Raw genomic sequence first — 20834 nt, 5'->3', positions numbered from 1 at the left:
CGTCTCTCGCCGTCCTCACCCTGTTGTCGAACGGGGTCGAGGAAATCGACAGCCCCGATCCGTGGGCATGTCGAACGGGCTCTCGCCGGGGCCGAGGCGCAGCGATGCGTCCGTGCCATCAGTATCGCGGACGGGTTCCTTCGATCAGGCGCCGATGAGCAGTCCGCGCCGGGGCACGCCGTGAGGTGCTGCTTCGTTCGTCCCACCCCGGCGGCAGGATGAGGCCATGATGATCGTTCCGCCGCGCGCCGATGGCAGCGACCTCGACGGCCCCAGCACCTGGGGCGAGCGCGGCGTGTGCCCGTTCTGCGGCTCCGCCGAGGTGATCCACCGCGTGATCGGGATGGTCCTGGCCGGAGCCGACGATGATGCTCCGCCCTGGGTCGAGTTCTCGGGATGCTGCGGCATCGGGCCGGACCGCTCCTGCCTCAGCTGCGGCGAGGAGTGGTGGGCCGGGTCCGAGGACCCCCGGCACGCCGCGCGATCCCGCTGACGAGCGCCTCGAGCGGCCCCCTGCTCCCCCGAGCCGAGAGCAGCGCTCCGACGCCCAGGACGATCACGAGGTGGATCGCCAGGATCCCGATGCCCGCGACGTACCAGGGGGCGGCCTCGAACGCATCAGGACCGGCGAGCACGAGGGCGAGCATCATGGCGACGCCGGTCAGGAGCACGTGGAGGGTGTAGATGCTCAGCGGGGCCGCGCCCGCGCTGCGCAGAGCACGCGGCAGGGTCCGCGTGAGCTGCCGCGTCGGCGGGACCATCAGCGTGAGCAGGCCGATCACCGCGACGGCGACACCTGCAGTGGCGACCATGTCGGCGATGGAACCGGTGTGCGGACTGGCCAGCAGCTGCACCCAGGGATCCCGGCGCACGGGCGCCCCGAAGCCGTGCAGGTCCAGGAGCATCCGATCGACGCCCTGCCCGAGCGCCCACGACCTGGTGACGGCGGAGGCGCCGTAGGCCAGGGCCGCCACCCCGGCACCGATGCACGAAGCGATCGTCGCCCAGCGCCGTGTCCTGCCCTCGGTGATCGCGCCGAGCAGCGAGCGCATCAGCACCACGCCGAGCAGCAGGAACGGCAGCCACGTGATCAGCGGATACATCCCGGTCAGCGCAAGACCTCGCAGCAGCGTGAACGGCTGTGCGACGTCCAGAGGTGTCACGTTGCCGATCTCCTGGACCACGTCGAGCCGGGAGCGCACGGTCGCGTTGAGCCAGCCACCGACCGCCGTGAGCAGCGCGGCGACAGCGAGAAGGATGCGACTCGAGCACAGCAACAGCGGCGCCGTGAGCATCATCCCCACCCCGAACGGCACGAGCACGACGGTCACCCAAGTCGGCACGAAGCCCAGCGCCAGGCCGATGACCACCACGAGCGCACCACGCGTCACTGCGCTGCGCACGGCGCCCACCCTGTCGCCCTGGGCCAGACGCTGCCGGGAGGCGAGCACCATGCTGCAGCCGCCGATCACCGCGAACAGGGTCGCCGAGGTGCCCTCGGCCAGCACGCTCGCGATCCGCGCCGAGAGCATCTGCCAGGCCGGCCCGCCACGGCTCATCGTGACCGGGACCAGCAGGTGGCTGGCCATCATGCCGAGGATCGCGAGCAGGCGCGCCAGGTCGAGGGACTCGATGCGGGCCATGCCGGATGCGCGTGGCCGTTGCAGCACGGCCGTGGGCGACGAGGCAGGAGGATCGTTGGTGAGGGCGGGAATGAGGGATGTCGTTCTGAGCATGCCTCCAGAGTCCCGGCGGTCACTGCCGCCGCGCGTCCCACGGCGGTTCCGACGCCCTCCGACCAGACACTGATCTCGGCGTCATCCCCCGGCGGCACAGGGGCGAGACACTCGTACGACGTCGACCCTGCTCCCTGCACACACAAGGGCGCCGCAGGCCGGATGACCTGCGGCGCCCTTGTGAGCGTGTGCTGTCAGTTCGACGGGGTGCGCGTCTCGGCGCTGACGAACCAGGCCTGCTGCTCGAGCTTCTCGATGATCCCGTGCAGGATGTCGGCCGAGGTCGGATCGGCCTCGTCGACCTCGTCGTGCACGTGACGCATGGTGCCCACGGTCGCCTCGATCGCCTTGGTGACCAGATCGATCGCGTCGTGCGTCAGGATCTCGCCCTGCTCGAACTCCGGCAGGGCGCTCTGCTCGGCGACCACGGCGGGGCGGCCGTCGGGCGTGGCGTGCAGGGCGCGCATGCGCTCGGCCACGTCGTCGGAGGCCTCACGGGCGATGTCCACGACCTCGTCGAGGTTCAGGTGCAGGTCCCGGAAGTTCGGGCCCACGATGTTCCAGTGCGCCTGCTTGCCCACCAGGTGGAGGGCGATGAGCTGGACCAGCACTTCCTGGAGGTTCTTGGCCAGCGCGTCGGAGGCGAGGAACCCGCCCTCGGCGTTCTCGGTGCGGGTGCGCTCGGCACCTGCGGGGGTGGGGACGTCGACTGACTCCGGCATGATCTTCTCCTGATCTCGAGGCGTCGGACGTCTTCGACGTTATGCCCGCACGACCACTCGGGCAAGAGCTGCGACCCCTTCCCGCGGCCAATTCTTCGATGGGCGAACAGTTCTGGGCGAGGGCGCCTGCGATAGTTTCACGACGTCGCCGCGGCACCGGGGCCGCGGCCGGAAGGATCCGAGCCCCATGCCGACCGACCGCCCGAACATCCTGATCGTGATGACCGACCAGCAGCGCGTGGGTCTCACCGCAGCCGAGGGCGGACCGGACACCATGCCGCGCGTGGACGCCCTGCTGGACGGCGGGACCCGCTTCGATCACGCCCACACCAGCTCCCCCACCTGCGTGCCGGCGCGCACGAGCCTGCTGACCGGTCGGTTCCCCTCCGCCCATCGGGTGCGCCAGAACTCCACACCCCAGGACGCCCTCTACTCCTCGGACCTGCTCGACGTGCTGCGGGAGCGCGGATACCGCCTGCACTTCGCCGGCAAGCCGCACATGCACCCCGAGCCCGACGACTTCGACAGCTTCCACGGCCCGTTCTGGCACGAGGGCGGGCCGGCCGAGTCCGCGGAGCACGAGGCCTTCGACGCCTGGCTCCGGGAGCTCGACCATTCGGTAGCGCACACCCCGACCCCGTTCCCGGTCGACGCGCAGCTGCCCGCGCGCATCGTCGACGGCGCCCTCGAAGCCCTCGACCAGGGCGGGACGGACGCCGCCGCGGCGGATCCGTTCCTGCTCTGGGTCTCCTTCCCCGAGCCGCACAACCCGTACCAGGTGCCCGAGCCCTACTTCAGCCTGTTCGACCCCGACCAGGTGCCCGACCGGGACGCCGGGCCCGAGGTGCTGGGGCGGCTGGGCTGGCGGTTCCGCTGGTTGCACGACCTCATCGAGGACAAGCGCCCCGGCTTCGACCACGAGTGGCGACGACTGCGCGCGAACTACCTGGGCATGCTCCGGCTCCTCGACGACCAGATCGGGCGACTGCTCGACCACCTGGGGCCCACGTTGGAGGACACGATCGTGGTGGTCCTGAGCGATCACGGGGACCTGGTGGGCGAGTACGGGCTGCAGCGCAAGGGCGTCGGCCTGCCGGAGGCGCTCACCCGGATCCCGCTCGGGATGACAGGACCGGGCATCGCCGCGCAGCGCCGGTCCGAGCTGGTCTCGATCGTGGACCTGCTGCCGACGATCGCCGAGAGGGTGCGTGCGGCGATCCCGCCCGGCGTGCAGGGTCGCTCCCTGCTGCCCCTGCTGGAGGGCGAGGTCGCGCCGCCGCGGGAGTTCTCGACGATCTACGTCGAGCACGGCTACGGCGGCGTCTCCTACCGCGAGGGGGATCACCCACCCCTGCACTTCCCCTACGAGGGCCGGTCCTTCGACGAACTGAACTCGGTCACCCAGAGCGGGGAGATGCGCATGGTCGGCGACGGCCGCCACGCCCTGATCATGGACGACCTCGGCGAGGCGTTCCTCTACGACCTGCAGGAGGATCCCGCGCAGGTGGACAACCTGATCGAGGATCCGGACTCGGCCGACGTCGCGGCCCGGCTGTACCGGGCGCTCGCCCTGTGGATGATGCGCGTGGCCGACGACCTGCCCGACGGGGCGTACCGGCCGCGCACCGTCGCGCACAACTGGCGCTGGGCCGAGGGCGCGAGCGAGGACGAGGGCTGACGCGGGATCAGCGCCCGGCTCACTTCATGCCGTGGACACCGTCGGTCGTCAGCCACTCGACGTCCCCGGCGCAGGCGTCGAAGCTGTCCTGCTCGACGTACTTCGCCTTCGTGGAGTTCGGCGGGTAGATCCGGAATCCGTCGGCCGTGGTCGCCTTGCACTCCTTGCCGAGCGGCCCGCCGTCGTCGCCGATGTTGACCGCCCTCAGGGTCGACTGGGCATGGCCGTTGGGGATCAGCACGGCGCCCGACCCCTTCTGTCCCGAGTGCGCGGCGGGCTGACCCACCTGGCTGCCGTTGCCCTCGCCGACGGCCGAGACGCCCGGGTACCCGCCGATGCGGCAGGGATCGTCGCCGGTGTTGGTGAAGGTGATCGTGTAGAGCGTGCTGCCCGCCGCGGAATCGCCCTGTTCGACGCCCACGTCGAGGTTCCCCGACGAGCACTCGGAGACCTTGTCGTTCGGGCCGCCGCCGGTGGCCTTGCCGGTGGTCGTCCCGGAGTCCTTGCCCTTGTGGTTCGAGGGCGCCTCGCTCGTCCCGGAGTCATCGCCCTTCGACGTGTCATCGTTCTTCGACGCATCGTCGGACGAGGACGGGTCCTCCGAGTCCTTCGTGCCGCCGGCCTCGTCGCTGCCGCCGTCGGAGGCCGTGCCCGAATCCTTGTCGGAGTCTTCGTCGGCCGAGGTGCCCTCGGCGCCGTCTCCTCCGCCGCCGTCGCTGGTCTTCTGCTGATCGGCCGACGATCCACCGCCGGAATCGTCCCCCTGGCCGCCGTCGCACGCCGCGACGCCGAGGGCGAGCACGGTGGTCGCGGACAGGGCGCAGATGGTGCGGGCGAGCGTGCGGCCGTTCATGACGATCCCTCGATTCGGTTCCGACCTGCTGGGACCACCGACGGTACGCCTGCTGGCGACGCCGGCGCGGACGATCCTTGACATCCTATAGGATCTGGATCACACTCGGTGCCGCCATATCGGCCACGCTGCCGCGCGACCGAGTCATCCGAGCGCGAAGGAGCTCTCGTGACCGATTCCGACGCACCGCGCCCCTCCTCTGCCCCGGCGTCTCCCCCGGATGCCGCGGAGAGCGGGACAAACCCGGGCACCCACCGGATCGTGCCCCGCGCCCCCGCCTTCTCCTGGTGGATGCTGCTCCTGACCACGATCGCCATCCTGATGACGTCGGTCGACCATCAGATCCTGCCCGCCGTGCTCCCGCAGGTCTCCGACCAGTTCGACCTCACCCCCGATCAGGCCGGTCTGATCAACTCGGTCTACTTCGCGGGCCTCGTCGCCGGCGGGATCCTGTTCGGGTACCTCTCGGACCGGATCGGCACCGGGTACCGCCGCACCTGGACCTGGAACGTCGCGATGCTCCTGGCCATCATCGGCGGCGCCCTCACCTTCGGTCTGGCCGGCAGCTTCCTGGCGTTTTTGTTCCTGCGCATCCCGATGGGCATCAGCCGCGGAGGCTCGGAGCCGGTGAACGTCGCGATCGTCTCCGAGTGGTGGCCGAAGGAGCACCGCGGCTTCGCCGTGGGCGTGCACCACACGGGCTTCCCGATCGGCCAGTTCCTCGCCGGCGCCCTCATCGCCATCGTGCTGGGATCGGCGCACTGGAGCATGGCATTCCTGGTCATCCCCCTGCTCGGGATCCCGATCGTCATCGGCCAGACCATCCTCGGACGCAGGAAGCACCAGGCCACGCTGTACAGCAGGATCGAGGAGATGGGGCAGACCACCCCGCTGCCCGAGCTGACCACGCGCAGCACCGGCGGCCTCCTGGGGCCGGTGAAGGAGGCCCTGCGGCACACCAACGTGCGCTGGGCGATCGTCCTGTGCTTCCTGTTCCTGTGGGGCGAGGCCGGTGTCGTCACCTTCCTGACCACGCAGTTCCGCGACCTCGGGATGGGCGTCTCCGACGCGGTCCTGGTCTCCGGCGCCTCGGGGCTGACGGGATGGATCGGGCAGGTCCTGTGGGGCACCCTCTCGGACCGGCTGGGACGGAAGTTCTCCATCGCCTTCCTGATCATCGGATGGGTGGGGAGCCTGCTGGCCATGATCGCCATCCACGACCTCGTCACCGCCTGGATCATCCTGCTGATCTGGGGCCTCTTCCGCAACGCACCGTTCCCGGTCGTCTACGCCCTGCTCGTCGACTCCGCTCCGCGAGCGGCCGGGACGGCGCTGGGCATCATGATCGGCGTCGCCCTGGGCGTCTCGGGGATCTTCGCCTCCGCCGTCTCCGGCATCGTCATCACCCATCTCGGCTTCACCTGGCACTACCTGATCCTCGCCGCGATCTGCCTGGTCGGCTTCATCCCCCTCGCGCGTATCACCGAGACGGTCCTGGTCGCGCAGAAGAAGGACAGCGCGGCGGCAGGCGCGTGAGGCCCCCGGCGGAACCGGCAGCAGCCGACGTCCCCTGATCACGACGAAGAACCACACCGGAAGGACACCGACGATGACTCATCCGCAGCTGCTGGAGCCCGGCGCAGAACTCGAGCGCGTGGCCACGGGGTACTCGTGGACCGAAGGACCGGCCTGGATCCCGGCGCGAGGCGTCCTGCGCTTCAGCGACATCCCGGGCAACCAGATCCTCGAGCACGACGAGGCCGACGGCACGACCACCCAGCTCACCGGGGACGCGGAGTTCACCAACGGCCGCACCCTCGACCCCGGCGGCGCGATCGTGGAGTGCTCCCACGGGCGCCGCGCGATCCTCGTCGATCGCGACGCCGGTCGTCCGCGGAGCGGCGATGACGCCGCCGTCTACGCCCCAGAGGTCCTGGTGGACCGCTACGGCCGGGCCCGTCTGAACTCCCCGAACGACGTCGTGGTGAAGTCCGACGGCACCATCTGGTTCACCGATCCCTCGTACGGGATCAAACGCCCGATCGAGGGGCACGCCGGTGAGGAGGAGTACGGGGACCGGTACGTCTTCCGCTTCGATCCGTCGGACGGGTCGCTCACGCCGGTCGTCATCGACGTCGAGGCGCCCAACGGCCTCGCGTTCTCGCCCGACGAGAACGTCCTCTACGTCGCCGATTCCTCGATCGATCCTCCTGATCGCGACCACCCGGACCCCGAGCGCCCCGGCGGACACTCGATCCACGCCTACGACGTCCTGGGCGGACGCCACGCGAAGAACGGCCGGGCGCTCGTCGAGGTCTCCCCCGGCCTGCCCGACGGCTTCCGCGTCGACACCGACGGGAACCTCTGGTCCTCCTCTCTGAGCGGCATCCAGGTCTTCTCCCCTGACGGCAAGAAGATCGGCGACATCCCCGTGCCCGAGAAGGTCGCCAACCTCTGCTTCGGCGGCCGGGACGGACGCACGCTCTACATCTGCGCCTCGACGAGCATCTACCGCATCCGCACCACCACGACGGACGCGCACACGGGGCGGCTCATGGGTGGGTGATGGCCGCCCGTGGCCGACTGGAGACCTCGGCGGCACCCGCCGTCGAACCCACCCGCCTCACTCCACCGAGATCACGCCGCCCGTCACAGCAGCGGCACGAATCGGTACTGCCCGTGGACCGTGTTCTGGAGGCCGTCGGGGGTGCGCCGGATCCTGTGCATCGTCCCGGCGACCGGAACGACGAGCACGCCGCCCTCCGCCAGCTGCTCCACGAGCTGCTCGGGAACGCGGTCGGCCTCAGCAGAGACCAGGATCCGGTCGTAGGGACCGTCCTCCGGCGCCCCCAGCACGTCACGCCGGGCACGGCGGATCTCGGCGCGGCCGTCCGCGTACGGGGCGAGCGCCGCCCGCCCGCTGCTCACGAGCTCGGCGACGATCTCCACGCCGAGCACGAAGCCGTCAGGAGCCACCAGGTGCGTCAGCAGCGCCGTGGTCCAGCCGGACCCGCTGCCGACGTCCAGGACCCTGTGGCCGGGCTGCGGGCCCAGGAGTCCCAGCATGGTCGCGACCGTGCTGGGCTGCGAGTTCGTCTGCCCATCGACCAGCGGCAACGGGGCGTCGACGCCGGCGTGCGACCGCACCTCCTCCGGCAGGAAGTCGGAGCGCGGGACCTCGTCGAAAGCGCGGTGCAGAGCGTCGTTGCGCATGCGCCCACCCCATCACGTCATGCGTGATCGCACGAGGGGGCGGGTGGCGGGGTCACCCCGCCGCGTGCGCCGAGCCGATCTCGAGCAGTCGCCGGTACCCCGCGACGTCCCACGCCGTGCGACCGACGAACAAGCCGGTCACGTGATCGATCCCGAGCAGGTCCGCGGCGTTCTCCAGGTTCACCGAGCCGCCGTAGAGCAGACCCTGCACGCGACCGGTGTACTCCGCGCCGAGCGCTGCGAAAGGCTCGACGAGCTCCGGGACCGTGGCGGGCCGCCCCTTCTCCCCGATCGCCCAGATCGGCTCGTAGGCGATGACGACCCTCGCGAGCCGACCGGCATCCAGGCCCTCGAGGGCGCCGCGCGCCTGCTCGAGGATGAAGGCGGAGGACTCCCCCGCGTCCTTGGTCTCGGCGCTCTCCCCGATGCACAGCAGCGGCGTCAGACCATGGCGCAGCGCAGCGGCCACCTTGAGCCGAGTGGTCTCGACGGTCTCACCGAAGTGCTCGCGCCGCTCGGAGTGCCCGATCTCGACGATCTGCGCGCCCGCGTCCTTCGCCTGCGGCACCGAGACCTCGCCGGTCCAGGCACCCTCGTCCTCCCAGTGGGCGTTCTGCACGCCGAGCAGCACCGGCGAGTCCTGTCCCAGGATCTGCGCGACCGTCGTCGTCGCCGTGAACGGAGGGATCACGAAGGGCTGCACACCCTCCGGTGCCCGGCCGCCCAGATGCTCCGTGAGCGCGGTCGTCCAGGCCCGCGCCTCCTCGAGCGTCTTGGTCATCTTCCAGCTGGTGCCGATCCAGAGGGGCTGCATGGGGTGGTTCCTTGCTGATCGTTCGGGCGTGGGGTGCCGGGGCGAGGGCGGGATGAGCGGTGGGTGCGGGGGGGGCGCGGGGCGACGGGTGCCGGGCTCGGAATGAGGGGTGCCGGGTTCGGAGTGAGGGGCGTCGTGCGGGGGCGGCCAAGGCCTAGGCGCGGTGGCCGGGCCGACTGCCGGGAGCGATCAGGGCCTGGAAGGGACTAATAGCGCATCGTGTGCCATATATGGCAGATGATGCGCTATTAGTCCCGCCGAAGCCCACCCGACCGTTCACGATCAGGCCGACAACGACTCCGGCGCATGCCAGGCATCAGACCCCGACCCCGAACCCGGGCCGGACGCCAAACGCCGACCGCGGGACCGAGGGGCCACGCCGAGCGGAAACACCCCGCCCCGCGGGCCCCGCCCCACCAGCGATCACCCCTCCTCGAGCGACCCGTCATACGCACAGATCGCATCCACCTTCGCCGCCGAGGACGACTCCGGATCGAACTCCAGATCCAGCCACACCTTCACCAGCTCCTTGGCCAGCTCCAGACCCACCACGCGCTCACCCATGCACAGCACCTGCGCATTGTTCGACAGCACGCTGCGCTGAACCGAGTACAGATCATGCGCGGTCACCGCACGGATGCCCTTGACCTTGTTCGCCGAGATCGCCACGCCCAGACCCGTCCCGCAGATCAACAGCGCACGATCCGCATCGCCGGCAGCGACCAGCTCGGCCGCCTCGATCGCGACATTGGGGTAGTACGTGCCATCCTCACGACCCGTCACGCCCACATCGGTCACCGTGCCCACACGGTCATCAGCCTCCAGGAGCTTCTTCAGCTCCTCCTTGTACCCGAACCCGGCGTTGTCCCCGCCGACCACGATGTTCCAGGTCATGACGCTCTCCTTCGTCGATCCCCGCGGCATTCGCCGCTGGTTCCAGCCTAGTTCGGGGCGGGTCGCCGACCCTGTCGTCGGCTCAGCCGCCGACTTTGTCGCCGACCCGGCCGCCGGCTCGGTCACCGCTGCGATGCGCTGAAGCTGTCGGCAGCCTCCTGCGACGCTGCGCGGCGACACTCTCGCGGCCCGCCCAGCGGCGACGCTCTCGCGGCCCGCCCGCACTAACGATCCTATAGGCGGATGCGAGCCGGGGCCAGGAAAGAATCGTCTCCCTCCCGCCGATTCACGGCCGAGTCGCGCCTTGACACCGCCCATGCGCGGAGTGAATCCTATAGGAACAGTCGTCGTGAAGGAGACCGAAGATGTTCACTGCCGAGACGTGGCCGATCGCCGCCAACATGCTCTCGTTCGGCGCCACCGCGCCCGACGGCGGCCACATCAAGGACGCCCCCTCGAGCGTCTGGGCCTCCCAGATGCGCGAGGCCCGCGATCTCGGCATCACCCAGATCGACCCCACCGACGCCTGGGTCCCGCTCGCCCGGCTGAGCGACGAGCGCGTCGAGGAGTTCCGCGGCGTCCTCGAGGGCGAGGGCCTCTCGATCCCCTCGATCTCGATGACCCGCAGCTCGGTCGTCGACCGCGAGAAGGGCGAGCAGTTCCTCGCCGAGGCACACCGCCTGCTCGACATCGCGCCCACCTTCGGGGCGAGCGTGGTCAACATCGGCTTCATGCAGGGCCTCACCCCCTCCCAGGCCGAGGCCATCTGGTTCTGGCTCGAGGACGGGCACCACGACGACCCCGCCCTGCGCGACCTCGCCATCGAGCGCGTGCGTGAGCTCGGCGACCATGCGAAGGCCAATGGCGTGCAGCTCAGCCTCGAGATGTACGAGGACACCTACGTCGGCACCCCCGAGGACGCCGTCTCCTTCCTGCGCGACATCGACCACGAGGCCGTCGGCCTGAACCCCGACCTCGGCAACCTGGTGCGCCTGCACCGGCCGATGCCCCACCCCTCCGAGATGTACGAGACGGTGCTGCCGCACTCGAACTTCTGGCACATCAAGAACTACACGCGGGACTTCGACCCGGCCACGGGCGCTTACTCCTCGGCCCCGATGCCGCTGAAGTACGGCTACATCAACTACCGCCAGGTGATCCGCCGCGCGCTCGACCACGGCTACACCGGCCCGTTCTGCTGCGAGCACTACGGCTCGGACTCCCTGGGCGTGATCGCCGAGAACATCCAGTACCTCCGTCAGGTGCTCGCCTCCGCGCTCGCCTGATCCCCACCGGCGTCACCGAGGCGTCACCGAGGGGTCGCCGGAGGTCGCGGAGGCCCGCGTCCCTCCGGATCACCCCGCCATGCCACCACTCTGCGAAGGAGCAGTCATGACCACCACGTTCCCCGAGAAGCGCACCGCCGTCATCACCGGGGCCGGGGCCCCGCGCGGCATCGGCCGTCACGTCGCCCGCACCCTGGCCACGGCCGGCTGGGACATCGCCGCGCTCGACATCGATGCCGAGTCCGTCCGCCAGTTCGCCGATGAGCTCGCCGCCGAGACCGGCCGCACCGTCGTCGGCATCGGCGTGGACATCGCCGACAAGGACTCGGTCGAGTCGGCCTTCGAGGTCATCGACCGCGAGCTGCCCCCGGTCCTGGCCGAGGTCAACCTCGCCGGTATCGCCAGCCCGCACACGATCTTCGAGCTCGACGACGAGACCTTCGACCGCGTCATGGCCGTCAACGCCAAGGGCACGCTGTTCATGATGCAGGCCGCGGCCACCCGCATGATCGAGGCCGGCACCGGCGGACGCATCGTCAACACCTCCTCGATCACCGCCTTCGACGGCGGCGGCACGTTCTCGAAGACCGGCTACGCCGCCGCGAAGGCCGCCGTCCTCGGTCTCACCCGCGGTGGTGCGCGCGAGCTCGGTAAGCACGCCATCACCTGCAACGCGATCGTGCCCGGCCCCATCGACACCGACATCATGGGCGGCAAGCTCACCGACGACCGCAAGGCGGGCATGTCGGCCGACATCCCCCTGCAGCGCGTGGGTCAGCCGCAGGAGGTCGCCGGGCTGATCAAGTTCCTGGTCAGCGAGGACTCGAGCTTCGTCAACGGCGATTCCGTCTTCATCGACGGCGGAAAGCACATGGTCTGATCCCTTCCTCCGGGCGGGCCGGCTCCGGCCCGCCCTCCGTCTTCCCTCCCAGGAGGTCGACCCCATGACGACGACGTCATCCCGGCACCGCGAGTCCGGACCCGCCGACGCGGACCAGCGTCCGTCGGCCGGCCATGTCTCCGCGGCCGATCCCGTCACGCGGGCGGAGCAGCTGGCCTTCTCCCCCGCCGTCGAGTCCGCGACCCGCAAGGCGCGCTGGCGCCTGCTGCCGTTCCTGATGCTGATGTTCGTGATCGCGTTCATCGACCGCTCGAACATCGGCTTCGCGGAGGACTCGCTCGAGGTCCACGCGGGGCTCGGCACGGCGGCCTACGCCTTCGGCGCGGGGCTGTTCTTCATCGGCTACGCGGTCTTCGAGGTCCCCTCGAACCTGATCATGCACCGGGTCGGCGCACGCTGGTGGATGGCACGGATCATGGTCACCTGGGGCATCGTCGCGGCGCTGTTCATGGTCACCACCGGCCCGGTCATGTTCTACGTGCTGCGCTTCCTGCTGGGCGTGGCCGAGGCCGGATTCTTCCCCGGCGTGATCCTGTACTTGACCTACTGGTTCCCGCGGCGCACCCGCGGCCAGGCGACGGCCCTGTTCTACCTGGGCCTGCCGATCGCCAACATCGTCGGCTCGCCGCTGTCCGGTGCGCTGCTCGAGCTCGACGGCGCGCTGGGTCTGCACGGTTTCCAGTGGATGTTCCTGATCGAGGGGCTGCTCGCCGTCCTCGTCGGCGTGGCCGCGGTGTTCGTGCTGACCGACCGCCCCTCCCGCGCCCGCTGGCTGACGGAGACGGAGCGCACCTCCCTCGAGGACGTGCTGGCCGCGGAGGCCGCCGGCAAGCAGCAGGTCGCGAAGCTCTCCTGGTGGCAGTCGCTGCTGACCCCGCGCGTTCTCTACTTCGCGCTGATCTACCTGACGATCCAGGTCGCGGTGTACGGGCTGACGTTCTTCCTGCCCGCGCAGGTCGCCTCCATCACCGGCCGCGAGGTCGGCTTCCTGGTGGGCCTGCTGGTCGCGATCCCCTGGCTGTGCGCCCTGGTCGTGAACCTCTTCGTCGGTCGCTGGGCCGACCGTCGTGCGGCCTACCGCAGCACCGCGACGCTCATGCTCGTGCTCTCGGGCATCGGGCTGGCGGCCAGCGCCTTCCTCAGCGAGCCGGTGCTCGCGATGGCCGCCCTGTGCCTCGCGGCGATCGGGTTCGTCTCGGCCCAGCCGATCTTCTGGAACATCCCCACCGGGTACCTCTCCGGTGCGGCGATGGCCGCGGGCGTCGGCCTCATCAACGGCCTGGGGAACCTGGGCGGATTCATCGCTCCGAACCTGCGCTCGTGGATGGTCACCGCCTTCGACAGCCAGGCGGCCGGGCTGGTCATGCTCGCCGCCGCCCCGTTCCTCGGCGCCCTGCTGGTCGCCGGGACCGCCCTGTTCGAGCGGCGCGACCGCGCCGCCCGCGCAGGCTCGGACGCCCCCACCCCCTGAGGGGCGCCTCCTCCTGCGGGACGCCCCGCGTCCCGCCCGACACCGAGTAGGTGCACATGAGCCTCGACGTCGAGGACACCCGCCGGCAGCGTGATCGCCGCACCGTCCGCAACCTCCGCTACTTCGTGCTGTTCTGGCTGCTGCTGGCCGGGATCCTGAACTACATGGACCGCGCGTCGGTCTCGATCGCCGCTCCCCACATGATCGAGGAGCTCGGCCTCACCCAGACCGACATCGGCCTGATGGGCAGCGTCTTCTCGTGGACCTACGCGATCTGCCAGCTGCCCGTGGGATACCTGATCGACAAGGTCGGCCCGCGGCGGATGTACTTCCTGGCCGTCGGCGTCTGGTCGATCGCCTCCGCGCTGATGGCGCTCGGCCACACCCTGGGCCACTTCCTGCTGTTCCGGGTGCTGCTGGGGATCGGCGAGTCCCCGAACTCGCCCAACAGCTCGAAGATCACCACGCACTGGTTCCCGCGCTCCGAGCGCGGGCAGGCCGCCGGGATCTGGGACTCCGGATCCAAGTGGGGGTCGGCGATCGCTCCCCCGATCCTCACGGTGCTCATGCTCGCCTTCGGCTGGCGCGCCATGTTCCTGGTCCTGGGTGTGGCCGGCATCGTCCTCGCGGTCGCCTTCTGGGCGTTCTACCGCTCACCGGAGCACGCCAAGCACCTCTCGGACGAGGAGTACCGCCACATCCTGGCGGGACGGGACGACATCGAGGACGCGGACGCCCCGCGCATCCCCTGGCTGAAGCTGTTCACCTTCCGTCAGACCTGGGGCATGATGCTCGGCTTCTTCACCTCGATCTGGATCTGGAACATCTTCATCACCTTCCTGCCGCTGTACCTCCAGAACTCCCTGGGCGTCTCGATCGGCCAGACCGGCGTCGTCGCCTCGGTCCCCTACGTCGTCGCCGCTCTCGGCGCGATCTTCGGAGGACGCATCACCCTGGTCCTCGCCCGGCGCGGACGCAGCCCCCTCGCCTCCAAGCGGATCGCGCTGATCATCGCCTCGCTCGGGGCCGGCGCGCTGCTGTGCCTGGTGCCGCTGGTGTCCACGTTCGCCCTCGCGCTGGTGGTCCTCAGCCTCGCCCTCGGCCTGATCGCCGTGGTCCAGTCGCAGGCCTGGGCGGCCACCTCCGACATCGTCCCGGACGCCTACGCCGCCCGCTTCGGCGGCATCATGAACTTCGGCGGCTACTTCGGGGGTGCGCTGGCACCCGTGGTCACCGGCATGGTCTTCGATGCCACCGGCAGCTACTCGCCCTCGTTCATCCTGGCGGGACTCATCGCCGCACTGGGCGCCGTGTTCTTCGGTCTGCTGATCCGCAGGCCGATCCCCCAGCGCGAAGCAGCCGAGAGGGCCGCTGCATGAGACACGTACGGGGACGCCGCACCCGCACCCCCTCCACCACCGATCCGAGGAGCACCCGATGAGCACGCCGAGCGCACCGAGCGCACCGAGCGCACCGAGAAGACCCTGGAGACTCGCCGTCGCCGCCGAGGGCATCGACGGCGACGGCCGCACCACCCACGGGGACATCGGCCTGGGCGACCTGGCCGATCACGGGATCGAGTGGTCCCCGATCGACCTGGCGACGCAGGAGCTGACCGCCGAGGGCCTGCACGGCTTCGATGCCGTGCTGCTGATGGGCGAGACCCCGTTCGGCCGCGAACAGCTCGGGGAGCAGCCCACCCTGCGCCACGTCGCCCGCTTCGGCGCGGGCTTCGACCAGGTGGACCTCGCCGCCTGCGAATCCCACGGCATCGTGGTCACCAACGCGCCCGACGGCCTGCGGGTGCCGATGGCGCATGCTGCCCTGACCCTGCTGTTCTCCCTCGCGCACAACCTGGTGCCCAAGTCGCAGCTGGTGCACACCGGGCGCTGGGACCAGCGCTCGGGCCTGCGGGGCCGCGGGCTCGCGAGCGCCACCATCGGGGTCGTCGGCCTGGGCGGAATCGGCCGGGAGACCGTGCGCCTGCTGCGCGGGCTGGGCCTCACGGTGATCGCCTCCAACCGCACCCCGCGACCGGAGTTCTGCGCGGAGACCGGCATCGAGCAGGTCCCGCTCGCGGACCTGCTGCGGCGCAGCGACTTCGCGATCCTCACCGTCTCCTCCAACGCCGAGACCCGCCACCTCATCGGCCGCACCGAACTCGAGCAGCTGGGGCCCGACGGGCACCTCGTCAACGTCGCCCGCGGCGCGGTCGTCGACGAGCCCGCCCTCGTCGACGCTCTCCGCTCGGGCACCATCGCCGGCGCCGCCCTCGACGTCTTCGAGACCGAGCCGCTGCCGACGAGCAGCCCCCTGCTCAAGCTCGACAACGTGCTGCTCACCCCGCACTCCCTGTGCTGGACGCAGGACTTCACCGCCGCCACCGGCGCCGAGGCTCTCGGCGAGGTCATCGCCGTGGCCGAGGGCCGGGAACCGGCCCACGTCGTCAGCAGCCCCCAGCGGGCCTGACACCAACCGCCGACGCACACCGAGACCATCCAGACACCCGAGACAGTCGAGACAACCAGACCGTCGAGACAAGGAGATCCCATGGCCGAGAACCCGCTGACCGGAGCCGTCGAGTTCGCGAAGATGATCGCCGCCGGCGGCCTGCGCGTGGACCCCGTGGAGTCCGCGCCGTCGGTCGAGGACTTCCGCCGACTCGCCAAGCGGCGGCTGCCGACGATGGCCTTCGACATCATCGACGGCGCCTCGAATCACGAGATCACCAAGGACGACAACGCGGCCGACCTGCGCCGGGTGCGCTTCCGCCCGCGCTGGCTGACCGACATCTCCCACGTCGACATCTCCACCGAGGTCGACGGCATGCCGCTGGACCGGCCCTACGTGATGGGCCCGCTGGGACTGCAGCGGATGATCGGCGGCACCGGGGAGCTGCCTGCAGTGCGCGCGGCCGGGAAGGCCGGCATCCCCTTCACGATCTCCACCGCCTCGAACTGGTCGATCGAGGAGATCGCCGACGTCGCCACCGGCCCGCTCTGGTACCAGCTGTACATGTACAAGAGCGATCGGATCGTCACCAACCTGATCCAGCGCGCGAAGGCCGTCGGCGCGGAGGCGCTCGTGGTGACCGTGGACGTGCCCCTGAACGGCAAGCGCTACCGCGACCACCGCAACGGCATGTCGATCCCGCCGAAGGTAACCGCGAGCAACGCCCTCCAGGCGGTGCGGCACCTGGACTGGACGCTCGCGGTGATGCGGCCGCCGGCCATCGGCTTCCGCAACCTGGTTGGTGAGATCCAGGGCGACAACGCCGTCTCGCACCAGGAGTTCGTCGCGAAGTACCTCGCGAACCTCACCCTGACGTGGGAGAACATCGAGGACGTGCGCCGCCAGTGGGACGGCCCGCTGTACATCAAGGGAATCCTCACGCCGGAGGACGCCCTGCGGGCGAAGAAGGTCGGCGCCCAGGGCATCTACGTCTCCAACCACGGCGGGCGCCAGCTCGACTCCTCCCCCTCCACGATCAGCGTGCTGCCCACGATCGTGGACACCGTGGGCGAGGACATGACCGTCGTCTTCGACTCGGGAGTGCGCACGGGCGACGACATCGCCAAGGCCCTCGCCGTCGGCGCGGACCTGGTCTCGATCGGTCGCGCCTGGGGCTACGCCAACGCCGCCGCCGGCGAGCGCGGCGTCACCCGTGTGCTGGAGATCCTCGACGAGGAGCTCGCTCTGGCCATGGGGCAGCTAGGCGCGACCAGCGTCGACGCCCTGGATCGCGGCTTCGTCGACTACCCGGAGATCTGGCACGGGGAGGGCCTGCACCGCGAGCCCGAGGCCTGACCTCAACCCCTCACGCCCCGTCCCGGGCTCGGATCCACGATCCTACCGGGGCGGGGCGTCGCTGCATCTGCGAGGCCGAAGGCTTCCTGTCAGCGCGCTCCGGCGTCGCTGTCGACCTCGGCCTCGTCCGCCTCCGCGACCTGTTCGCGCTCGGCCGCGGTCGCCCCTTCGACGTCCCCATCCCCCGCCTCCGGGTCGTTCAACGTCCCGTTCCGGCGCAGCACCCAGGCGGCGATGAGCGGGGCCGTGATCGAGGAGATCAGCACCGCGGTGGCGATCTGCACGGTCGCGACGCCGACGAACGGCTCGAAGCGCGGATCGGCAGCGGCGACGATCGCCGGTGTCGCCAGGGAGTTGCCCGCCGTCGTGCCCGCGACGAACCCGATGCCCGAGCGCTTCCCCCGACGCAGCAGGAACCGGTAGGCGAGGTAGGTCAGCCCACCGGTGAACGGGGTGACCACCAGGCCCAGCAGGATGCCGGTGACGCCGCCGGTGAGCACGGCGCCGAGGTCGATGCTGCTGCCCAGACCGAAGGCGAAGAAGGGGATGACGATGCTGGGCACCGAGCGCATGACCTCGGTCCAGCGGTGGTCGATGTTGCCCACCACGATGCCCAGCAGGAGCGGGATGATCGCGGCGGCGAACGCTTCCAGCGGGATCGAGCCGAGGCCCGCGGCGCCGATGAAGAGCATGGTGAAGAAGGGTCCGTCGTTGACGGCGGAGGCGACGTAGGCGCCGCGATCGGTGCGGGTGCCGTACTTCCCGGTGAAGGCGATCCAGACGCCGCCGTTGGAGTTGTCGAAGGTGGCCAGCATCGCGAGGATCGAGATCCCGAGGATCCCCTGGATCCCCACCACCGACCCGAGCGCGACCACGATCAGGCCGGGCACCAGGCTCTTGGCGAGCAGGATGGCGCCGGTCGTCCCGGCCACCGGGCCGATCGAGCGCGGGGTGATCTGCATGCCGGTCGCGAAGATGACCAGGGCCATCAGCGGCATCGGTGTCGCGAACAGGGCGGTGGTGAAGCTGCCGATCTGCAGCAGGCCGGGGGCGATCGTGCACACCACGGCGCCCAGCAGCAGCGGCACCACCATCAGCCCGCCGGGGATCCTGTCGAGGGTTCCGTAGATCGGTGAACGGAGCCTCGTCCCGCTCGTCGTCGAGGCGGTCATCCCGTGTGCTCTTCCTTCCCGTCGGTGGGTCGTCACGGCCGTCGGTGTGGTCCCGGCCGCCGGTGTGGTCCTGGCCGGTGGCGCGGTGTCAGCGGGCTCCCGCGAGTCCCTGGTCGATCCTGCGCACGGCGCGCGTGCTGCGCCAGGCGAGCGCGAGGCAGGGGATCGCGAACAGCAGCAGCGCGAGCGCGAGCGGCGGGTTCCAGGCCCAGGCGATCGTGGCCAGGCCCGCGATGACCACGGAGATCAGGAGCATCACCCGGCGGTTCCGTTCGTACGCCTCGCGCATCTGCCCCAGCTCGGTGCGCAGCGCCTGCTGCTCGGCCGACGTGCCGGGCCGCTGCTCGCGCGCCTCGGCCACGGCCTCCCTGCGATCGGCCCGGTTCGCCGTCACCAGGCGCACCGCGTAGGCGACCGCGCCGACCAGGACGAGCGCGAGTCCGATCCAGTTCTCGCGGGTGGCGAAGAGCCAGGAGAGGACGAGGCAGGACCCGATCGCGAGCAGGTAGACGGGGGTGCGCATGGGCCGACGTCCTGTCATCGAGGGGGCGCTGGTCGCCGTGGAGGCGCTCATCCGAGGAAGTCCTGGAAGAACTGGATGATCGCCACCACGCCGAAGACGAACAGGGCCAGGGAGCTGATCGCGACGACCACCTGCGCCCAGCGGTGCATCCGGTACGGCTTCGGGAGCACCTTGTGCTCGGTCCACAGCTGGGCGAAGCCCCAGACCCCCAGGGACAGCACCCCGCCCAGGATCCCGGCGAAGGAGATCACGGTGGTGTAGCTGAGGCCGCTGAACAGCAGCACCACCGCACCGAGGAAGGTGTAGGTCGCCACGGCGACCCGCACCTTCTGCCAGTTCCTCGGCTCGCGCAGGGCCTTGAAGCTCGGCGCGAAGCTCTCCCGCACCGTGTACGGGTAGATCGTGGACATGAGCGCCTGCAGCGACCCGAAGAAGGCCGCCCAGATCGCGATCTGGTACAGGTACACCAGCACCGGCGAGATCATCGAGAAGAACCCGGCCTGATCGCCGAGGATGTCGTCGTCGCCCGGGACCGTCTGGGAGGCTCCCGTGCCCAGCACCACGTCGCCGAGCACGAGGAAGGTGATCGCGAGGATCCCGACGGATACGAAGGAGGCGAGCACGTCGAGCTTCACGGCGCGCAGCCAGGCACGACCCTCGGCGACGTTCTCCGTGTCCTCCGCGAGCGGGATGCGCGCGTGATCGCTGTCGAGCTGGTTCAGCTTCTCCTCGAGCACCGCGTGGTCGGGAACGCCCAGCATCCCCCACCGCTTCTCGCGCAGGGATCCCACGTAGCCGATGTAGTCGTAGGTGCCGCCGCCGAGCGCCCCCAGGTAGGCGATGATCTCCAGCGGGATCGAGCGTCCGGCGACGTCGGGGAAGTCCTGCTTGATCCAGCCGGGGTAGTCACTGGGGACGTTCGGCACCAGGCCCTTGATCGCCTCGATCCACGGGGGGTTGGAGACGAACACGGCGACGAACGAGAACACGACCATCAGGCCGACGACGACGGTCTGGAAGTTCTCGACGATCTTGAAGCTGCGCAGGAACACGGTCGCGAAACCGATGACACCCCAGATCAGGCCCCAGATGGCGGGGTCGATCGAGGTGTGGAAGGTCCAGTTGGACCACTGGCCGAGACCCTGGAAGTACGCGACGGCCCAGGACGGGAAGCAGACGACGGCGAGCACGCCCAGCAGCAGGGCGAGCCAGTTTCGCGGGCCGGGGATGATCTGCGCCCAGCGCTGGAAGGGGTGCTCACCGGTGAGCACGATGTAGCGCCCGCCCGAGTAGACGATCGCCGCCTTCATGATCGCGCACAGGACGAACGTCCAGATGATGGCCATGCCGAACACGGCGCCACCGCGGGAGGAGGAGAAGATCTCCCCGTTGCCGATCGTCACCGACGCCAGGATCATGCCCGGGCCCGTGAAGGCGATCAGATTGCCGAAGGTCCACTTCTTCAGTCGCGGATCGGCCTCGGGGAAGCGCAGCTCCCCCAGTCCGAGGTCCTGGTGCTGTGGTGCAGTCATGCCAGCTGGTCCTCCTTCGGGCCAGTCGACGTCGGGCCGCGGGGCGCCGGTCCGGTCGATCGATCACGCCGGCGTCGACGCCGCATCGCCGCGGTCCGAGGGAGGTGGGACCGCTCGCTGTCGTCGTCGGCAGGCGAGGTTGTTCCGCGTGGCCGGGGTATCCGACCGATATGTGTGCCGAACCTAGAGGCAGGCACGAGCGCTGTCAACCATTTCCTACAGGATCATAAGC

Annotated in this window: 20 protein-coding genes; 11 read left to right on the top strand and 9 right to left on the bottom strand. The window is 70.1% G+C overall.

Annotated features, from left to right (window positions below):
* The first annotated feature begins 226 nt into the window (after nucleotides 1–226).
* The gene (locus tag DEO23_RS00615; protein WP_109274087.1) at nucleotides 227–493 is read left to right on the top strand and encodes a hypothetical protein; all 267 of its coding nucleotides are present in this window, start codon (nucleotides 227–229) and stop codon (nucleotides 491–493) included.
* Here the strand turns inward: DEO23_RS00615 and DEO23_RS00610 are convergent.
* Both DEO23_RS00610 and DEO23_RS00605 read right to left on the bottom strand, forming a co-directional pair.
* Entirely contained in the window at nucleotides 429–1643 is a 1215-nt protein-coding gene (locus DEO23_RS00610) for a heparan-alpha-glucosaminide N-acetyltransferase domain-containing protein (protein ID WP_165831677.1), read from the bottom strand. The genes DEO23_RS00615 and DEO23_RS00610 overlap by 65 nt on opposite strands.
* Before the next feature lie 287 nt (nucleotides 1644–1930).
* Nucleotides 1931–2458, bottom strand: a complete 528-nt coding sequence (locus tag DEO23_RS00605; protein WP_109274085.1) for a Dps family protein — start codon at nucleotides 2456–2458, stop codon at nucleotides 1931–1933.
* A gap of 187 nt (nucleotides 2459–2645) precedes the next feature.
* Here DEO23_RS00605 and DEO23_RS00600 point away from each other — a divergent pair, with 187 nt between their 5' ends.
* On the top strand, nucleotides 2646–4136 hold the full coding sequence (locus DEO23_RS00600) for a sulfatase-like hydrolase/transferase (protein WP_109274084.1): 1491 nt from the start codon (nucleotides 2646–2648) through the stop codon (nucleotides 4134–4136).
* Between the two features lie 19 nt (nucleotides 4137–4155).
* On the opposite strand, the gene DEO23_RS16205 is transcribed toward DEO23_RS00600, so the two are convergent.
* Nucleotides 4156–4989, bottom strand: coding sequence for a DUF4232 domain-containing protein (locus DEO23_RS16205; protein ID WP_109274083.1), 834 nt, complete (start codon nucleotides 4987–4989; stop codon nucleotides 4156–4158).
* Nucleotides 4990–5157: 168 nt separating this feature from the next.
* On the opposite strand from DEO23_RS16205, the gene DEO23_RS00590 reads away from it, so the two are divergent.
* Nucleotides 5158–6525 carry an MFS transporter gene (locus tag DEO23_RS00590; RefSeq protein WP_109274082.1) on the top strand — a complete coding sequence of 456 codons (1368 nt, stop codon included), beginning with the start codon at nucleotides 5158–5160 and terminating at the stop codon, nucleotides 6523–6525.
* Between the two features lie 73 nt (nucleotides 6526–6598).
* Nucleotides 6599–7555, top strand: coding sequence for an SMP-30/gluconolactonase/LRE family protein (locus DEO23_RS00585; RefSeq protein ID WP_109274081.1), 957 nt, complete (start codon nucleotides 6599–6601; stop codon nucleotides 7553–7555).
* 83 nt (nucleotides 7556–7638) lie between these two features.
* On the opposite strand, the gene DEO23_RS00580 is transcribed toward DEO23_RS00585, so the two are convergent.
* From DEO23_RS00580 to DEO23_RS00570, 3 genes are all read right to left on the bottom strand, one after another.
* A complete protein-coding gene (locus DEO23_RS00580; protein ID WP_109274080.1) occupies nucleotides 7639–8202 on the bottom strand; it encodes a protein-L-isoaspartate O-methyltransferase family protein in 564 nt (187 codons plus the stop codon).
* A 52-nt stretch (nucleotides 8203–8254) separates the two neighbouring features.
* Nucleotides 8255–9016 carry a triose-phosphate isomerase gene (locus tag DEO23_RS00575; RefSeq protein WP_109274079.1) on the bottom strand — a complete coding sequence of 254 codons (762 nt, stop codon included), beginning with the start codon at nucleotides 9014–9016 and terminating at the stop codon, nucleotides 8255–8257.
* 423 nt (nucleotides 9017–9439) lie between these two features.
* The gene (locus DEO23_RS00570) at nucleotides 9440–9910 is read right to left on the bottom strand and encodes a ribose-5-phosphate isomerase (RefSeq protein ID WP_109274078.1); all 471 of its coding nucleotides are present in this window, start codon (nucleotides 9908–9910) and stop codon (nucleotides 9440–9442) included.
* Between DEO23_RS00570 and DEO23_RS16010 the strand changes: the two genes are divergently transcribed.
* The 7 genes from DEO23_RS16010 to DEO23_RS00540 all read left to right on the top strand — a co-directional run bounded on the left by DEO23_RS16010 (nucleotide 9909) and on the right by DEO23_RS00540 (nucleotide 17375).
* A complete protein-coding gene (locus DEO23_RS16010; protein ID WP_165831676.1) occupies nucleotides 9909–10052 on the top strand; it encodes a hypothetical protein in 144 nt (47 codons plus the stop codon). The genes DEO23_RS00570 and DEO23_RS16010 overlap by 2 nt on opposite strands.
* A gap of 223 nt (nucleotides 10053–10275) precedes the next feature.
* A complete protein-coding gene (locus tag DEO23_RS00565) occupies nucleotides 10276–11196 on the top strand; it encodes a sugar phosphate isomerase/epimerase family protein (RefSeq protein ID WP_109274077.1) in 921 nt (306 codons plus the stop codon).
* 106 nt (nucleotides 11197–11302) lie between these two features.
* Entirely contained in the window at nucleotides 11303–12076 is a 774-nt protein-coding gene (locus tag DEO23_RS00560) for an SDR family NAD(P)-dependent oxidoreductase (protein WP_109274076.1), read from the top strand.
* A gap of 64 nt (nucleotides 12077–12140) precedes the next feature.
* Entirely contained in the window at nucleotides 12141–13568 is a 1428-nt protein-coding gene (locus DEO23_RS00555; protein WP_109274075.1) for an MFS transporter, read from the top strand.
* Between the two features lie 56 nt (nucleotides 13569–13624).
* Nucleotides 13625–14947 carry an MFS transporter gene (locus DEO23_RS00550; protein ID WP_109274074.1) on the top strand — a complete coding sequence of 441 codons (1323 nt, stop codon included), beginning with the start codon at nucleotides 13625–13627 and terminating at the stop codon, nucleotides 14945–14947.
* Nucleotides 14948–15005: 58 nt separating this feature from the next.
* A complete protein-coding gene (locus DEO23_RS00545; protein WP_109274073.1) occupies nucleotides 15006–16037 on the top strand; it encodes a 2-hydroxyacid dehydrogenase in 1032 nt (343 codons plus the stop codon).
* Between the two features lie 81 nt (nucleotides 16038–16118).
* Nucleotides 16119–17375 (top strand): alpha-hydroxy acid oxidase, encoded by a 1257-nt coding sequence (locus tag DEO23_RS00540; protein ID WP_109274072.1) that lies wholly within the window; start codon nucleotides 16119–16121, stop codon nucleotides 17373–17375.
* Nucleotides 17376–17464: 89 nt separating this feature from the next.
* Here the strand turns inward: DEO23_RS00540 and DEO23_RS00535 are convergent, their stop codons facing one another.
* From DEO23_RS00535 to DEO23_RS00525, 3 genes are all read right to left on the bottom strand, one after another.
* A complete protein-coding gene (locus tag DEO23_RS00535; RefSeq protein ID WP_109274071.1) occupies nucleotides 17465–18547 on the bottom strand; it encodes a 2-keto-3-deoxygluconate permease in 1083 nt (360 codons plus the stop codon).
* Nucleotides 18548–18635: 88 nt separating this feature from the next.
* Nucleotides 18636–19121, bottom strand: a complete 486-nt coding sequence (locus tag DEO23_RS00530) for a hypothetical protein (RefSeq protein ID WP_133249813.1) — start codon at nucleotides 19119–19121, stop codon at nucleotides 18636–18638.
* A complete protein-coding gene (locus DEO23_RS00525; RefSeq protein ID WP_109274069.1) occupies nucleotides 19118–20602 on the bottom strand; it encodes an Nramp family divalent metal transporter in 1485 nt (494 codons plus the stop codon). The genes DEO23_RS00530 and DEO23_RS00525 overlap by 4 nt, the downstream gene beginning before the upstream one ends.
* Nucleotides 20603–20834 lie beyond the last annotated feature (232 nt).

The organism is Brachybacterium endophyticum, from assembly GCF_003130585.1.
Taxonomy (GTDB): Bacteria; Actinomycetota; Actinomycetes; order Actinomycetales; family Dermabacteraceae; genus Brachybacterium; species Brachybacterium endophyticum.
The sequence above is the reverse complement of the archived record's forward strand: the minus strand, read 5'-3'. Positions and strand labels throughout refer to the sequence as shown.

Coding starts and splice junctions, on each gene's coding strand:
- DEO23_RS00565 (WP_109274077.1), top strand. CDS start 10,276: ATGTTCACTGCCGAGACGTGGCCGATCGCCGCCAACATGCTCTCGTTC.
- DEO23_RS00555 (WP_109274075.1), top strand. CDS start 12,141: ATGACGACGACGTCATCCCGGCACCGCGAGTCCGGACCCGCCGACGCG.
- DEO23_RS00535 (WP_109274071.1), bottom strand. CDS start 18,547: ATGACCGCCTCGACGACGAGCGGGACGAGGCTCCGTTCACCGATCTAC.
- DEO23_RS00600 (WP_109274084.1), top strand. CDS start 2,646: ATGCCGACCGACCGCCCGAACATCCTGATCGTGATGACCGACCAGCAG.
- DEO23_RS00550 (WP_109274074.1), top strand. CDS start 13,625: ATGAGCCTCGACGTCGAGGACACCCGCCGGCAGCGTGATCGCCGCACC.
- DEO23_RS00580 (WP_109274080.1), bottom strand. CDS start 8,202: ATGCGCAACGACGCTCTGCACCGCGCTTTCGACGAGGTCCCGCGCTCC.
- DEO23_RS00575 (WP_109274079.1), bottom strand. CDS start 9,016: ATGCAGCCCCTCTGGATCGGCACCAGCTGGAAGATGACCAAGACGCTC.
- DEO23_RS00570 (WP_109274078.1), bottom strand. CDS start 9,910: ATGACCTGGAACATCGTGGTCGGCGGGGACAACGCCGGGTTCGGGTAC.
- DEO23_RS00540 (WP_109274072.1), top strand. CDS start 16,119: ATGGCCGAGAACCCGCTGACCGGAGCCGTCGAGTTCGCGAAGATGATC.
- DEO23_RS00560 (WP_109274076.1), top strand. CDS start 11,303: ATGACCACCACGTTCCCCGAGAAGCGCACCGCCGTCATCACCGGGGCC.
- DEO23_RS00585 (WP_109274081.1), top strand. CDS start 6,599: ATGACTCATCCGCAGCTGCTGGAGCCCGGCGCAGAACTCGAGCGCGTG.
- DEO23_RS16205 (WP_109274083.1), bottom strand. CDS start 4,989: ATGAACGGCCGCACGCTCGCCCGCACCATCTGCGCCCTGTCCGCGACC.
- DEO23_RS00605 (WP_109274085.1), bottom strand. CDS start 2,458: ATGCCGGAGTCAGTCGACGTCCCCACCCCCGCAGGTGCCGAGCGCACC.
- DEO23_RS00610 (WP_165831677.1), bottom strand. CDS start 1,643: ATGGCCCGCATCGAGTCCCTCGACCTGGCGCGCCTGCTCGCGATCCTC.
- DEO23_RS00615 (WP_109274087.1), top strand. CDS start 227: ATGATGATCGTTCCGCCGCGCGCCGATGGCAGCGACCTCGACGGCCCC.
- DEO23_RS00530 (WP_133249813.1), bottom strand. CDS start 19,121: ATGAGCGCCTCCACGGCGACCAGCGCCCCCTCGATGACAGGACGTCGG.
- DEO23_RS16010 (WP_165831676.1), top strand. CDS start 9,909: ATGACGCTCTCCTTCGTCGATCCCCGCGGCATTCGCCGCTGGTTCCAG.
- DEO23_RS00545 (WP_109274073.1), top strand. CDS start 15,006: ATGAGCACGCCGAGCGCACCGAGCGCACCGAGCGCACCGAGAAGACCC.
- DEO23_RS00525 (WP_109274069.1), bottom strand. CDS start 20,602: ATGACTGCACCACAGCACCAGGACCTCGGACTGGGGGAGCTGCGCTTC.